At 46.1% G+C, this 16,309-nt stretch carries 9 protein-coding genes and 1 rRNA gene; 8 read left to right on the top strand and 2 right to left on the bottom strand.

What is annotated here, in order from left to right:
• Positions 1–2: 2 nt before the first annotated feature.
• Complete coding sequence (locus BLU47_RS03325) at positions 3–3,035, bottom strand: SusC/RagA family TonB-linked outer membrane protein (protein WP_369796958.1); 3,033 nt, start codon at positions 3,033–3,035, stop codon at positions 3–5.
• 213 nt (positions 3,036–3,248) lie between these two features.
• On the opposite strand from BLU47_RS03325, the gene BLU47_RS03320 reads away from it, so the two are divergent.
• Genes BLU47_RS03320 through BLU47_RS03295 form a run of 6 tightly spaced genes read left to right on the top strand, consistent with a single transcriptional unit; the run spans position 3,249 to position 14,024 of the window.
• A complete protein-coding gene (locus BLU47_RS03320) occupies positions 3,249–4,289 on the top strand; it encodes a LacI family DNA-binding transcriptional regulator (protein WP_369796957.1) in 1,041 nt (346 codons plus the stop codon).
• Positions 4,290–4,316: 27 nt separating this feature from the next.
• Positions 4,317–5,633, top strand: a complete 1,317-nt coding sequence (locus BLU47_RS03315; RefSeq protein ID WP_091958411.1) for an SLC45 family MFS transporter — start codon at positions 4,317–4,319, stop codon at positions 5,631–5,633.
• Between the two features lie 23 nt (positions 5,634–5,656).
• Positions 5,657–8,086 (top strand): 4-alpha-glucanotransferase, encoded by a 2,430-nt coding sequence (locus tag BLU47_RS03310; RefSeq protein WP_091958408.1) that lies wholly within the window; start codon positions 5,657–5,659, stop codon positions 8,084–8,086.
• Entirely contained in the window at positions 8,083–10,212 is a 2,130-nt protein-coding gene (locus BLU47_RS03305) for a glycoside hydrolase family 97 protein (protein ID WP_091958405.1), read from the top strand. Before BLU47_RS03310 ends, BLU47_RS03305 begins: the two co-directional genes overlap by 4 nt.
• Positions 10,213–12,117: a type I pullulanase gene (gene pulA / locus BLU47_RS03300; RefSeq protein WP_091958402.1), complete on the top strand. Its 1,905-nt coding sequence runs from the start codon at positions 10,213–10,215 to the stop codon at positions 12,115–12,117. It abuts the gene before it with no gap.
• A 17-nt stretch (positions 12,118–12,134) separates the two neighbouring features.
• Positions 12,135–14,024, top strand: coding sequence for an alpha-amylase family glycosyl hydrolase (locus BLU47_RS03295; RefSeq protein ID WP_091958399.1), 1,890 nt, complete (start codon positions 12,135–12,137; stop codon positions 14,022–14,024).
• 8 nt (positions 14,025–14,032) lie between these two features.
• Here BLU47_RS03295 and preA read toward each other — a convergent pair whose 3' ends face one another.
• Entirely contained in the window at positions 14,033–15,322 is a 1,290-nt protein-coding gene (gene preA, locus BLU47_RS03290) for an NAD-dependent dihydropyrimidine dehydrogenase subunit PreA (RefSeq protein ID WP_255402074.1), read from the bottom strand.
• A gap of 325 nt (positions 15,323–15,647) precedes the next feature.
• Between preA and BLU47_RS14660 the strand changes: the two genes are divergently transcribed.
• Both BLU47_RS14660 and BLU47_RS03280 read left to right on the top strand, forming a co-directional pair.
• Positions 15,648–15,797: a hypothetical protein gene (locus tag BLU47_RS14660; RefSeq protein WP_176780431.1), complete on the top strand. Its 150-nt coding sequence runs from the start codon at positions 15,648–15,650 to the stop codon at positions 15,795–15,797.
• Positions 15,798–15,894: 97 nt separating this feature from the next.
• A 16S ribosomal RNA gene (locus tag BLU47_RS03280) occupies positions 15,895–16,309 on the top strand; the annotation flags it as partial.

Here is a 16,309-nt window from a genome sequence, read left to right as displayed (position 1 = left end):
ATTTAGAAGTTCAGGTTAAGTCCAACCAGGAAAGTACGGCTACGTGGATAGAGGCTGCTTTCCATACCGGAAGTCTGTTCAGGATCAAGACCCTTGTACTTCGTAATCGTGAATACGTTGGTGCAGGAAGCATAGATGCGGCCAGACAAGTATTCGTCCCATGTCTTGAAGTTCCATCCCAAGGTGATGTTGTCACACTTCAAGAAGCTACCGTTCTGTACGAAATAGTCGGAAAGAGGATATTCGTAAGAAGTCCATCTCAGTGCTGTAATGTCAGATGTGCTGTTCTCGTAGAAGTTCTTAGAGGCATTGTAAAGCACATCCGTATTCATCTTGCCCTGGACAATGTTGTTATAGACATAGTTGCCGAAGCTTGCACGGAAGTTGGTTCCCAGATCCCAGTTCTTGTAAGAGAGCTTGAAATAGAAACCGCCAGTCCAAGGAGCGTTAATGCTCTTGTAGAAGTAACGGTCGTTGTTATCAATCAGTCCATCACCGTTGCGGTCTACATAGACACCTTGGATAGGACGTCCTGCCTCGTCGTAAACCTGCTGGTAAACCCAGAAGGAGTTGGCAGGTTGTCCAACCTTATGGTAAGTAACGTCTTTTTGCATACCAACTGTCATACCTGCTTCAATCATGTCACGTCCACTGGCGTTGATTTCAGTAACCTCGTTCTTGTTGTAGGCTGCATTGACTCCCAGTTCCATGAACCAGTCTTTTGACTGGATGGGCTTGCCGGTAATTGCAATCTCAAAACCTTTGTTCTTCAGTGAACCTACGTTCATCATGATCTTGTTGTCGTAGTTCTGTCCTGCAGCAACTGATGGTGAGCAGAGCAGGTCAGTGGTCTTGCGATAGTATGCATCCACATTCAGTGTCAGACGCTGGTCGAAGAAACCTAAGTCCAAACCAATATTATAGGTAGTTGTTGTTTCCCAGGTCAAATCGTTATTGTAAGCCTCAGGCTTGTAAAGGGTACCGGGGTTGCCTTCGCCAATCGGGTAGATGTAAGAATTGTTCGTATTCTTTCGATAGGCAGGAGTATAATATTCCTTACCAGTGTCTTGCTGACCAGTCTTACCCCAACCCAGGCGGAGCTTGGCTTCGCTGACGACGTCAACTTTCTTTAGGAATGGCTCGTCCTTCATGCGCCATGCTAAAGCGGCAGCAGGGAAGTAACCCCAGCGGTGTCCGTCTGCAAAGCGGCTCGAACCGTCGGCACGGAAGGTAAAGGTAAACAAGTATCTGTCAAGCAATGTCAGGTTAGCACGGCTAATCCAGCTGACCAATACGGTCTGACCTTTCCAATAATCCTCATTGGAATTGTTGATGGTACCAGCCTTGGGTGTTCCGTCGTCAAAGGTCTTCTGGTAAGTTGCGGGATAATAGTCGGCATAGGAACTGCCTCCCCAGTACTTCATACGGCTGTATTCGTAACCAGCCATGATGTCGAAGTGGTTATCCTTGGCAAAGTCCTTGAAATACTGTGCATAGCCGGTAGCCACGACATTGTATTTCTTTTCTGTATTGTCACCAGAACCGCCAAAGTAGTATCCGTAGGTTGATTGCGGATCGTTATTCGTGTATTCTGCACCAGTACTATAGTCACCAGACAGGTTCATGTGCAGGCGGAGGTCTTCGAAACCGTGAATCTTGTAGTCGGCCTCAAAGTTTCCTAACAGTACATGTGCATTTCTGTCGTTGCGATAGTGTTTGACCTGTTCCACAGGGTTGCTGGGAGCATCGTCGTTACGGGCGTAGGGGTAGGTGGGGTCGTAGCTTGATGTAGTCTTGATCCACTGCCAGTAGCCACCCCAGTTCTTAAACTGCTCTTCGTCACTCCAGACAGGACGGGTCGGATCCATTCTTGTGGCAGTACCAATGGCACCCTGACCTCCAGGATTCGTCTTAGTATAAGCATACTTACCATTGATGTTCAGGTTCAGGTGGTCGTCCAAAAGCGAGGGGTTCAATGTGAAACCAGCAGTGAAACGCTTAAAGTTTGAATCAACCAATACACCTTCCTGATGGGTGTAACCCACGCTGACGCGATATGGCATGGCCCACTTCTGGTTGCCAACACCGCCGCTTACGCTTACATTGTGGTCGTAGCTGACACCTGCATGATAGATTTCATCCTGCCAATTAGTGTCTGCATTGCCCAGACCAGCATATGCATCTGAGTTTGCGCCATAATAATCTTTGATGAACTCACGGTACTCGCTTGCATTCATCACGTCCAGTTTCTTGGCAACCGTGCTGACAGACAGTGTTCCGTTGTAGCTAATCTGTGGAGACTGGTTGCGACGACCACGCTTGGTGGTAATGATGATAACACCGTTTGAACCGCGGCTACCATAAATAGCGGTAGCAGAAGCGTCCTTCAGTACGGTAAACGACTCGATATCGTTAGGGTTAACCAATGACAGGGGGTTGCTCATACCTTTTGTGGAATTGTTATCCAAAGGCATTCCGTCAATCACGATCAGAGGGTCGTTGGATGCATTCAGAGAAGCACCGCCACGGATACGAATCTGTGCACCGCCACCAGGCTCACCGGAAGCTGAGCTTACGTTCACACCGGCAATCTTACCCTGAATCATGTCTTGGGCAGAAACCTGCAAACCGTGGTTCTTCTCATCGGGCTTCATAGCCGTTACTGAACCGGTCAGGTCGGTCTTACGGGCCACACCGTAACCGATGACTACTACGTTCTCCAGTGTGGTGGCATCTTCTTCCAGCGTTACCTCAATAGAGCGAGCCGCCTTGACGGTAGCTGTCTGATAACCAATGTAGCTGATAGTGATGTCAGCACCCTGGTTGGCTTTTAGGGCAAAATTACCATCGAAATCAGTAACGGTTGCGATTTGTGTGTTCGCCACTCGTACTGTAGCACCGATGATGGGCTCGCCCGTAGCATCTTTCACATGGCCTTTGACGTCAATCTGAGCAAAGGCACCTACCGAAAGGAAGAGTCCTAATAGGAGGACAAACATCCTAAACGGAGTTCTAATGTTTAATTGCTTCATCATTTGTAAATTAGAGTTAGTATAAAAGTTATTAGTCTCGAAATTTCGTCTATTGATTCAAATCAAGTGCAAAATTAGAAATTGTTTTGATACGTTGATACTTTTTTTGAGTTAAATGCGTTATATAGGCAGTGCAAACGTTTGCACAACAACAAATCATATTTCGCTTAGTTAAATAAATAATGAATTAAAAAAATACCTATCTTTGCAAAAGTAATGACTGAAAGCCTTATGAACGGTAAGACTCCACTGACAATGAAGGACATAGCCCGCGAGTTGGGTATTAGCGTAGCGACTGTATCGCGTGCGCTGAAGGACTCGCCCCGTATTTCTCCGGAAAGACGGGCTGCTATCCAGCAGTATGACCGTGAGCACGACTTCACCCCCAACGTACTGGCTGAGTCATTGCGGCATTCCAGAGTGCAACCCATCAAACTGATTGGAGTCATTATCCCAGAGTTTACACATTTCTATTTCTCGTCGGTGCTGGCAGGCATAGAGGAGGAAGCTTCCTCGCGGGGATATCGCATCATGGTGGCGCAGAGCAATGAACAATATGAACGTGAGGTGCGTATCTGCCAGTCGTTCTATGAGAATAAAGTCTGCGGCGTCATTGTGTCACAAGCCAAGGATACGAAACGCTATGATCACTTTGAACGACTGATGGATGCAGGAGTGCCGTTGGTATTTTATGATAGAATATGTACGGGCGTGAATGCCAGTAGGGTAGTGGTTGATGACTACATGGGTGCTTTTAATGCCGTATCTCATCTGATAGAGACGGGGTGTACGCGTATTGCATTTTACGGTTCGGCTCCAACATTGGAGATCTCGAAGAATCGGTTTAACGGTTACAAAGATGCTCTGCTGAAGCATGGGCTGCATTATGACGAATCACTGACTCGCATTTGTGACAATCGGGCTGATGCTGAAGCGGTTACTCCTGAATTGCTTGAAAATGACACACCACCTAATGGATTCTTTGCCGTCAACGACGATACGGCAATTGGTATTCTCTACACCGCCAAACGGATGGGTTTCCGTGTACCAGAGGATATCTCGATTTGTGGCTTTACGAATGGGCAGCGGGCCGTGGCTTGTGACCCGATGCTGACCACAGTAGAACAACGGGGAATGAAAGTAGGTGAGGAAGCTGCTGATATCTTGATAGATCAAGTGGAAGGAATAATCCCTCGCGACAAGGCTGAACGGCGTATTGTCCGCACAAGACTGGTTGTCCGTGGAACAACGAGATAGAAAAGAAGAAATTAATATAAGTGATATATGAGACAAAAACCTAATCTTCCATTTTGGAGTCTTTGGAACCTGAGTTTCGGGTTCTTTGGCGTGCAAATAGCGTATGCACTCCAGTCGGCTAATATCTCGCGTATTTTCGCTACGTTGGGTGCTGATCCACACTCGCTGAGCTATTTTTGGATACTGCCCCCATTAATGGGCATTCTGGTACAACCCATTGTCGGAACATTGAGTGACAAGACGTGGACTCGTTTTGGTCGTCGCATACCTTATTTATTTATAGGGTCTGCTGTAGCCGTTCTTGTCATGTGCTTGTTGCCCAATTCCGGTTCTTTTGGACTGACCATCAGTGCTGCACTCGTCTTTGGATTAGTTGCCTTGATGTTCTTGGATACCAGCATCAACATGGCTATGCAGCCCTTCAAGATGTTGGTTGGTGACATGGTGAACGAGGAACAGAAGGCAAAGGCCTATAGCATCCAGTCGTTCCTCTGCAATGCGGGCAGCGTGGTGGGCTATGTGTTTCCTTATGTCTTCGCGTTTGTAGGCATTAGCAACGTTGCAGCCAAGGGTGTTATTCCAGATTCCGTTATCTGGTCGTTCTACATCGGTGCAGCAATTCTGATACTATGTGTCATCTACACCACGTTGAAAGTGAAAGAGTGGAACCCACAGGAGTATGCCGAATATAATGCATCGTCAGAAGACCCTGGTGATTACAAGGATACAGCGTCAGGTAACTGGATTACCTTGTTGAAGAATGCCCCATCGGCATTTTGGAAGATAGGACTGGTACAGTTCTTCTGTTGGGTTGCCTTTATGTACATGTGGACCTATACTGCAGGCACTATTGCTGATACCGTTTGGAACACGACCGATACTGCCAGCAAGAATTATCAGGATGCAGCCGACTGGGTAGGCATTCTGTTTGCCGTTCAGGCTATCGGTTCTGTTGTTTGGGCTGCGATACTCACGCAATTTAAGAATACAAAGTTGGCTTATTCACTCAGCTTGGTTTTAGGTGGTGTGGGTTTTGCGATGGTTCCTTTCATTCATGACCAATATCTGTTGTTTGTTCCCTTTATCTTAATAGGGTGTGCATGGGCTGCGATGTTGGCAATGCCTTTTGCTCTGGTTACTAATGCATTGCAGGGTTATGGTCACATGGGTGCCTACCTGGGACTCTTCAATGGCACGATCTGTGTTCCTCAGATTATTGCAGCAGCCCTTGGCGGAACTATCCTCTCGCTGGTCGGATCTGCACAGAGTACGATGATGCTTGTCGCAGGTATTAGTCTGATCATTGGTGCGGCATGTGTGACCATTATCAAAGTGAAGAAATAATAATGAATTAACACGATACAACTATGAAATTACTGTTTAACATTGAGTATCAGACCACTTTTGGTGAGTTCCTGATGTTGAATATCGTCACTGATGAGCAATCAGGAAAAGTTCAGCAGCATAAGCTGTCAACCCTTGACGGACTGCACTGGTTCTGTGAGTTGTCGAAGACAGCAAAGCCAGGCACCTATATTGACTATTACTATAGCGTGATGCGAGGTGACGAGGAAGCCCGTCATGAGTGGCTTGTCCAACCACACCGTTTAGAGTTTGTTGCTCAGAAAGGAATGAACTATACAATCTACGACCATTGGATAGATATTCCGGAAGATGCTTATATGTATTCATCGGCTTTTACTGACTGTATTATGGCATGTCAGCGAGAGTTTAGTCCTACGACGGAATCTCAGCAGACTGTCCGTCTGAAGGTGCGTGCTCCCCAAATACGTATTGGAGAGCAACTAGACTTGGTAGGTGCTGGCGAGGTCCTTGGTGAATGGGATGTTAACAAGGCCCAGCCCATGTATGAACATGAATATCACGAATGGGTGATTAGTCTTGACGCCTCTAAACTGCCTCAGACAATCGAATTTAAATTTGTGTTGATGGGACTTGACCAGCCTATTTGGGAACAAGGTGAAAACCGTGTCGTTGAGCTTCCTCCTATAGGATCCAATGAAGTCATAGTATACGAACTTTCACAAGTGTACTTCCCTGTTTATCCTTGGAAGGGCGCAGGCACCGTTATCCCTATATTCTCCCTGCGTAGTGAGGGATCGTTTGGTGTGGGTGATTTTGGTGATTTAAAGAAGATGATAGACTGGGCAGACAAGACGCAGCAGCGTGTTATTCAAGTGTTGCCCATCAACGATACCAATATGACATATACATGGCAGGATAGCTACCCCTATAATTCGATAAGTATCTATGCTTTACATCCGCAATACACTGACCTTCGACAGTTACCTGAAATCAAAAATGAAGAACGAAAAGCACATTATGAACAGTTGCGCCAGGAATTGAATGCTTTGCCTCAGATTGATTATGAACGCGTGAACAAAGCCAAGTTGGAATACTTGCGTGAATTGTTCGCCCAGGAGTGGAGAACTATAAGCAGACGGGCCAGCTACAAAGAATTCTTTGAACAAAATAAAGAGTGGCTTGTGCCCTATGCTGCCTTCTGCTATTATCGCGACAAGTATGGCACAGCCGTCTTCTCAGAGTGGCCTAAAGAAGCTACCGTGAAGGCTATAAAAAGTACCAACAAGGATGTCCAGTTCTGGTATTTCGTTCAGTATAACCTGGACCAGCAAATGCATGCTGCTCATGATCATGCCCGTAACCACCACGTCATTCTTAAAGGGGACATTCCCATAGGAATTAGTCGCGATGGCGTTGAGGCTTGGGTAGAGCCTAAGTACTTTAACTTGAATGGTCAGGCGGGAGCTCCACCCGATCCATTCTCTGCTGATGGCCAGAACTGGGGATTCCCTACCTATAACTGGGACGAAATGCTCAAAGATGGTTGTCGCTGGTGGGTTCGCCGTTTCCGTAAGATGGCTCAGTATTTCGACGCCTATCGTATAGACCATGTGCTGGGCTTCTTCCGCATCTGGGAAATCCCCGTTCCAGAGAAATCTGGCTTGATGGGGCAGTTCTCTCCTGCATTGGGTTTAAGTCGGGAGGAAATCGAGGCTTATGGAGTCTACAATCACATGGAACTCTTCTTGGTTGATCATAAACGGAAGGACCGCTGGCATCCGCGTATTGCAGTACAATACCATGAGGACTACCAAAAGTTGGACGAGGGTGAGAAATATAATTTCAACCGCCTCTATAATGACTATTTCTATCGTCGAAATAACCAGTTCTGGTATAATGAGGCGATGAAGAAACTGCCACGTTTGACGCAGGCTACACGTATGCTTTGCTGTGCTGAGGACTTAGGTATGGTACCAGATTGTGTGCCCTGGGTGATGAATGAGTTGCGAATCCTCTCGCTCGAAATCCAATCGATGCCAAAGGATGACAAGGTACGGTTTGGCCATTTGTCGTGCAATCCTTATCGCTCCGTTTGTACCATCTCTACTCACGACATGCCTACGCTGCGTCAATGGTGGGATGAGGACGAAGAGCGTACACAGGACTATTACAATTCTATGCTCTACCGTGGTGGAGCCGCACCTCATCCGCTACCCGGATGGCTTGCCAAGGATATCGTGAGCCGTCACTTGACATCACCCTCGATGCTATGCTTGTTGTCACTTCAGGACTGGCTGTCCATTGATGAGCAGTTACGACTGCCTGATGCTAATGCTGAGCGTATTAACATTCCTGCTAACCCTCGTCACTACTGGCGTTATCGTATGCATATGACAATAGAGCAACTGATGCAGGCCGATGAGTTTAATGAAACCATAAAGACATTAATTATTCAAAGCGGTAGAAAATGAAAAAAATAGGCTTAGTTGTAGGTTGTTGGCTGATGGCTGCCGGATTGCTGGCAACAGAAATTAAATCTCCTAATGGCAATGTCGTGCTAAACTTCAATGTGGAGCAAGGACGTCCTGTCTACACGCTGACTTATAAGGGACGTCCTGTCATTAAGCCTTCACACCTTGGCTTGGAACTGGCTAAGGACAAACATGCTTCCAAAGGAATGAAGGAAACCGACCTGATGGACGGATTCACCATGAAGAGCGAACAGACGTCAACCTTTGACGAAACTTGGCGTCCTGTATGGGGCGAGACTGCTACCATTCGTAATCATTATAACGAGTATGCTGCTGTACTTAGACAAACTGCAGAACGTCGTGAAATCGTTCTTCGTTTTCGTGTCTATGATGATGGGGTAGGGTTCCGTTATGAATTCCCCCAGCAGCCAGAGTTGACTTATTTTTTGATTAAGGAAGAGAAGACGGAGTTTGCTATGGCAGGAGACCATACTGCCTGGTGGTTGCCTGGCGACTATGACACGCAAGAACAAGAAACACAGCAAACGAAACTGTCTGAAATCCGGGGACGTTTCAAAAAGGCTGTCAATTGGGGAAATTCTTCCGTTTCCGTTTTTTCCGAAACAGGTGTGCAGACTTCTTTGCAGATGAAATCGGATGACGGACTGTATATCAACATCCATGAGGCCGCCTGCTTGGATTATGCTACCATGCATCTCAATCTGGACGACAAGAATTTCGTCTTCACCTCATGGCTTACTCCTGACGCGACTGGACTTAAGGGGTGTATGCAGACTCCTTGTGAGACTCCATGGCGAACAGTGATGGTTAGTGATGATGCACGCGAGATGCTGTCATCGAATCTTATTCTTAACCTCAACGAACCATGTAAGATAGAAGATACTTCGTGGATTCATCCGACAAAGTACTGCGGAGTGTGGTGGGAGATGATAGTAGGACGCGGTAGCTGGCATTATACCAATGATTTGCCATCCATTAAACTTTCAACATTCAACTACCAACTCTCGACACCTAACGGAACGCATAAGGCTAATAATGAGAACGTAAAGCGCTATATTGACTTCGCTGCTAAAAACGGACTTGACCAAGTGCTGGTAGAAGGTTGGAACATTGGTTGGGAAGACTGGGCAAACCATTGGAAACGCGACGTGTTTGACTTCGTGACGCCTTATCCCGACTTCGACATCAAGATGCTTAACGACTATGCCCATTCAAAAGGGGTGAAACTCTTGATGCACCATGAAACGTCATCGTCTACGCAGAATTATGAGCGCCACATCAAGGAAGCGTTCGACCTGATGAACCACTACGGTTATGATGCGGTGAAGACGGGCTATGTAGGTGATATCATTCCACGTGGCGACCACCATTACTCTCAGTCGATGAACAACCATTACCTCTATGTCATCAAGGAGGCTGCCAAACATCATGTCATGGTGAATTCTCATGAGGCAACCCGTCCTACAGGTCTTTGTCGCACATACCCCAATTTGGTTGGTGGGGAGTCGGCCAGAGGTACTGAGTATGAGGCTTTCGGTGGTAATCGTCCGGATCATACTTGTATCCTTCCCTTTACTCGTTTGCAAGGGGGACCAATGGATTATACCCCAGGTATATTTGAGACCCAACTCTCCACATGGAGTAAAAACACGTCGTGGGTACGCTCTACGTTGGTTGGTCAATTGGCTCTTTATGTTACCATGTATTCTCCTTTACAGATGGCTGCTGACCTGCCCGAGAACTATGAACGCTTCAACGATGCTTTCCAGTTTATCCGGGATGTGGCTTGTGACTGGGATGACTCCCGCTATCTGGAGGCTGAACCGGCCGATTATATCACAGTAGCCCGTAAGGCAAAGGGAACGGAGAATTGGTTTATAGGTGGAAAATGCGATGAGAATGGCCATAAGTCAGTTGTTAAACTTGACTTCCTGGAGAAGGGACGCAAATATAACTGCACCATCTATGCTGATGCCAAGGATGCTCATTATGAAAAGAATCCTAAAGCATATACGATTACTCACAGGGTTGTGAAACAAGGCGATGTCTTGAAAATGACCGCAGCTCCTGGTGGTGGCTTTGCCATTTCCTTAATAGCTCAATAAATGATGAGAAAAGTTCTATTATCACTAGTTATAATGATGTCGTTAGGAGCAACATCGCAAGATTTCTGTTTTAACGAGATGACCTATGCTCCTGAAGCGACTACGTTCCGTCTCTTTGCACCTAAGGAATCGCAGACGGTCAAAGTGCGAATCTATCAACAAGGACAGGGTGGGAAGGCTCTGAAAACCATTAAGATGAAATATGCTGATGGCTTGTGGAGTGCTACAGTAAAAGGCGACATGATGGGACGCTTCTATACCTTCGACATCGGTAAGGGGGAGTGTCCGGGCGTTTTCGCAAAAGCTGTTGGCGTAAATGGTCAACGTGCGGCTATTGTTCAAATGGAAACGACCAATCCCGTAGGGTGGGAACGTGATACACGTCCCGTCTGCAAGACACCTGTCGACTTGGTCATTTATGAAATGCATCATCGCGACTTCTCCATAGCGCGTCCTGAAGCAAAGCACAAGGGGAAATTCCTGGCGTTGACAGAGCCTTGGGCTATCAGTCATCTGAAACAATTGGGCGTTAATGCTGTACATATTCTGCCCAGTTATGACTATGGCTCTGTTGACGAAACTCGTCTCAGTGAAAACAAGTACAACTGGGGATACGATCCAGTTAATTATAATGTACCTGAAGGGTCTTACGCAACAGATCCGTATCACCCCGAGGCTCGGATTCGTGAGTTCAAGCAGATGGTTCAGGCACTCCACCAAGCTGGAATCCGAGTTGTCCTGGATGTGGTATATAACCACACTTACGATATTGAACATTCTAATTTCCAGCGCACTTATCCTGATTACTATTATCGTAAAACGAATGATGGTCATTATAGTAATGGTAGTGGCTGTGGTAATGAAACGGCCTCAGAGCGACCTTTGATGCGACGTTTTATGATGGAGTCGGTGAAATACTGGATAGACGAATATCATATTGATGGATTCCGTTTCGACCTTATGGGTGTTCATGATATTGAGACGATGAACCAGATCCGACAGATGGTTGATAAAATAGATCCTTCTATTTTTATTTATGGCGAGGGATGGAGTGCTGGACAATGTGCTCTGCCTACTGAACAGTTAGGTGTAAAGGCAAATATTCCCTTAATGCCCCGTATCGCTGCTTTCTCTGACGAGATACGTGATGCGTTGCGAGGTCCTTTTAGTGATGATTCCAAGCCTGGATGGCTCGGAGGCGTCGTAGATAGCAAGGAAAGTCTGAAGTTTGGCATTGTTGGCTGTATTAGTCATCCGCAGGTTGATATGGCAAAGGTGAACTATTCGATTGTTCCATGGGCTGTTGATCCCATTCAAATGATCAGTTATGTCTCCTGTCACGACGATATGTGTTTGGTTGATAGGTTGAAAACAAGTGTTGCCCATCTGACTACTGATGAACTGATACGCCTTGATTTGTTGGCACAGACTGCTGTACTTACCTCTCAGGGAGTACCCTTCATACTCAGTGGTGAAGAACTGCTACGTGACAAAAAAGGCGTTCATAATTCATTTGAGTCACCTGACAGTGTCAATCGGATTGACTGGTCAAACATGCAGCGTTATCCTCAGGTTTTCAATTACTACAGTCGACTTATTGCACTTCGCAGCAATCATCCTGCGTTCCGTATGGGTTCTGCCGATTTGGTACGCAAGCATCTTGAGTTTTTAAAGTCTCCCAAAGATGTTGTGGCATTCCGTTTGAAAGACTATGCAGGACGTGACAATTGGCGCAACATTATCGTGGTGTTGAATGCTAGCCGGAAAACAATGGAAACAACTATTCCACGAGGATGTTATACCGTGGTATGTGCCGAAGGAATAATCAACGAAGAGGGACTCTATTCCATTGAAGGTTCTACAGTTAATGTGGCTCCTCAATCTGCCGTAATATTACATGACTAAACTATATGAAATTGACTATGAAACGTTTTTTGACAATTAGCATTCTTTTTCTAACAGCTACAATGACTATGAGTGCAGCAAAATTAACGATTAATCGCATTGACCCAACCGATTGGTTCGTCGGAATGAAGAATCCACACGTACAACTGATGGTGTATGGCAAAAATATAGCTCAGGTAAAGAACGTGTCCACAGACTATCCCGGTGTGGCTATTGACAGTGTAATTCGACTTGAATCGCCTAACTATCTATTGGTGTATATGAACCTTCGCAATGCCAAAGCAGGTACCATGACACTTCATTTCGACAAACAGAAAGTGGACTATGTACTGAAACAACGCGAGATGAGTGGCGATAAACGAATGGGTTTCACCAATGCCGATGTGCTGTACATGCTCATGCCAGACCGCTTTGCTCAGGGGAAGGGACATCAGTCGCAGATAAAAGGTATGCGCCCCTATAAGGAGGATCGTACCCAGCCTTCCCTCCGTCATGGTGGTGACCTAAACGGTATATGTGAACATCTGGATTATTTTAAGGAACTTGGGGTGACTGCCCTATGGCTCACTCCTGTGTTGGAGAATGATTCGCCTGACAGTGAGCGGGGCTACTCTACTTATCATGGGTACGCTACTACTGACTACTATCGGGTAGACCCACGTTTTGGAACAAATGCGGACTATAGGCATTTATGCGATGAGGCTCATAAAAAAGGCCTTAAGGTTGTGATGGACATGATTTTCAACCATAGTGGTTTTGAACACCCATGGACCCATGATATGCCTACTCACGATTGGCTTAACTTGCCACAATGGTTGAAAGAATCGAAGGGCACGTCAGATTCACGTGGTACCAGCTTCTTGCAAACAAGTTACAAACTAACTCCTGTCGTTGATCCGTATGCTTCCAAGGTGGATCTCAGGGAAACTACCGAAGGGTGGTTCGTTTCAACGATGCCTGATTTGAATCAGCATAACCCACATCTCATGCGCTACCTCATTCAGAATAGCATCTGGTGGATAGAGACGGTAGGCATCGATGGCATTCGTATGGATACCTATCCGTATGCTTATGCTGACGCAATGGCACAATGGATGAAAGAACTCGATGAGGAGTATCCAAACTTCAATACAGTCGGTGAGACATGGGTTACGGAACCAGCATATACTGCAACGTGGCAAAAGGACTCTAAATTGGCAAAAACCAACTCTTTCCTGAAAACTGTCATGGACTTCTCTTTCTTTGACAAATTGAACAAAGCCAAGAATGAAGAGACCGATGCCTGGTGGGAAGGATTAAACCGACTTTATGGATCTTTTGTCTATGACTATCTTTATCCTAACCCATCGAGTGTGATGGCTTTCATCGAAAATCATGACACGGACCGCTTCCTCGGAAACGGACGAGACACGTTGGCACTCAAACAAGCTCTTGCCCTGTTGCTTACCGTTAATCGCATCCCACAGCTTTACTATGGAACAGAAGTGTTGATGAACGGTACGAAGGAGATCACAGATGGCAACGTACGTAAGGATTTCCCAGGTGGTTTCCCGGGCGATACGCATAATTGCTTTACCTCTGAAGGACGTACTCGTGCAGAACAGCAGATGTTCTCGTGGCTGAGTCGGCTACTTCACTGGCGACAGGGAAACGAGTGTATAACGAAGGGAACCCAGACTCAGTTTATTCCTTATGGTGGCATCTATGTCATTGCTCGTCAGTACAAAGAACGTACTGTTCTTGTTGTCCTTAATGGCACCTCAAAACCTGCTTCAATGCAAGTAGGACGTTATGCTGAGATTATCGGTAAAACAAAGCGTGCAAAGGATGTTCTGACCAACCGCTATTACGATTTAACGACTGACGTAACCATGAAGCCACGACAGTCGTTAGTGCTGGAGTTCTGATATTGTTCTTATTTCTTGGTGATTCGTCTGGCAGGACCAATGGCTCCTGCCGGACACACCAAACTACATAGGTGGCACCCCACACATTTACTACCCACAATCCGTGGCTGACGTGTCTCGTGATTGAAGACAATAGCTTGATGGCCTCCATCGCTACACGATATCTCACAGCGCCCACAGCCCACACATTTCTCAAAATCAATCTTGGGGTAGACAATGGTCGAACGGTCTAGGTCGCTCGGACTTGCGAATGTAGCAAGTTTCTCGCCTACAAGACTCTTCAGCTTGCTGACACCTCTTTTTTTCATATATCGTTTCATTCCCAGGATAAGATCGTCAATGATACGGTAGCCGAACTGCATGACAGCCGTACATACTTGTACATTACTGCATCCCAATTGGATGAATTCGAGTGCGTCGCGCCATGTCTCAATGCCTCCGACACCACTTAGTTCGATATTCTTCATTTCCTCGTTTTGGGCAATCTCTAAGATATATCGCAGTGCAATTGGTTTTACGGCACGTCCGGAATAACCTGAGATGGTGAATTTGCCCGAAACACTTGACCTCGTTTCCATCGTTACAGATTTAATGGTGTTGATTGCTGAAATGGCATCAGCACCGGCGAGGTAGCCGGATAAGGCGGGTTGTACAATGTGTGTGATGTTTGGCGTCATCTTTGGAATAACAGGAATTTTTACCGCATTTTTTACAGAACGGGTATCTGTTAGTACCATTTCTGGGTCTTGTCCTGTATCACTACCCATACCTGTTATTCGCATCTGCGGACATGAGAAATTCAACTCCACAGCATCTACGCCAGCCTCTTCTGCCATCTTTGCGAGTTTTATCCATTCTTCTTTTGTCTTTCCCATAATTGAGGCGACCACAACCTTGGTCGGGTAGTCTTGTTTGAGGCGTTTCATGATGTCAAGGTCCATCTCCACAGGGTTCTCACTTAACTGTTCCATGTTACGAAATCCATAGAAATCACCTCTTGTGCCATTGCTGTGAATGGCATCAAAACGAGGTGAGACTTCTTTTATTTCTTGTAAACATATCGTCTTGTAGAAAACACCTGCCCATCCGGCGTCAAATGCACGCGCAACCATCTCATAGTTCGTACAAACGGCCGATGAGGCAAGAAAAAATGGATTTTCACAGTGTATACCACAAAAGTCAATGTCCAATGGCGGGTAGCTATCGTCAGGCACGTCGTCGTGATTGATAGAACGCAGCATGTCTTTGATACGTATCGGCCAGTTGTAGTGGATGCAGGCTTTTTCTGCACTGTCCAAATCTTCGTCACTGCAGTTTGCTACCCAACGTAATGCTGGCTTGTGATTGTCAAATCGAATGGCTCGGATTGCTCTCGCTGGGTCACCGGTTCTGCATGCTTTTGTACAGGGAGCGTCTAGGCATAATAGACATCTGTTTGCTTCTTCGTAAATATTCATCTGCTTCATAGTCGTGTCAGTTTTTGCTATTTTTCTGCAAATATAATCTTTTTTATCTATTCTTGCAATTTTACAGTATTAATAAAATATAATAAGGTGAGAATTTCTTGATTTGTCATGAAATGCGAAAACTTTTCGGTTTGCCCCAAAAAAACTTGGAAAAAGTTTGCAAGTTCAAGAAAAAGGTTGTACCTTTGCATCCGCTTTCGCCTCAAAAATAGGTGTTGGCAATGAAGAAAAGAGTTCTTTGAAAGACTTACATAAAACAGAAGAAGTAGTAGTACAAGAAGCGAGAGATGAAGAATCTCTTGGGTAATTGAACGAACCGTCAATAACTTGACTTCAATAGATACTACCGGATATGAGAGCGTTCTGTGACAGAGCATCAACTTATAGTTGAAAAAGATATTTTTACAGTGAAGAGTTTGATCCTGGCTCAGGATGAACGCTAGCTACAGGCTTAACACATGCAAGTCGAGGGGCAGCATGAAGTTTGCTTGCAAACTTTGATGGCGACCGGCGCACGGGTGAGTAACGCGTATCCAACCTTCCCCGTAGTAGGGAATAGCCCGGCGAAAGTCGGATTAATGCCCTATGTTGTATTATGAGGACATCTGATTAATACCAAAGATTTATCGCTATGGGATGGGGATGCGTCTGATTAGGTAGTAGGCGGGGTAACGGCCCACCTAGCCGACGATCAGTAGGGGTTCTGAGAGGAAGGTCCCCCACATTGGTACTGAGACACGGACCAAACTCCTACGGGAGGCAGCAGTGAGGAATATTGGTCAATGGGCGAGAGCCTGAACCAGCCAAGTAGCGTGCAGG

Source organism: Prevotella sp. tc2-28 (assembly GCF_900107705.1).
Lineage (GTDB): Bacteria > Bacteroidota > Bacteroidia > Bacteroidales > Bacteroidaceae > Prevotella.
The sequence above is the reverse complement of the archived record's forward strand: the minus strand, read 5'-3'. Positions and strand labels throughout refer to the sequence as shown.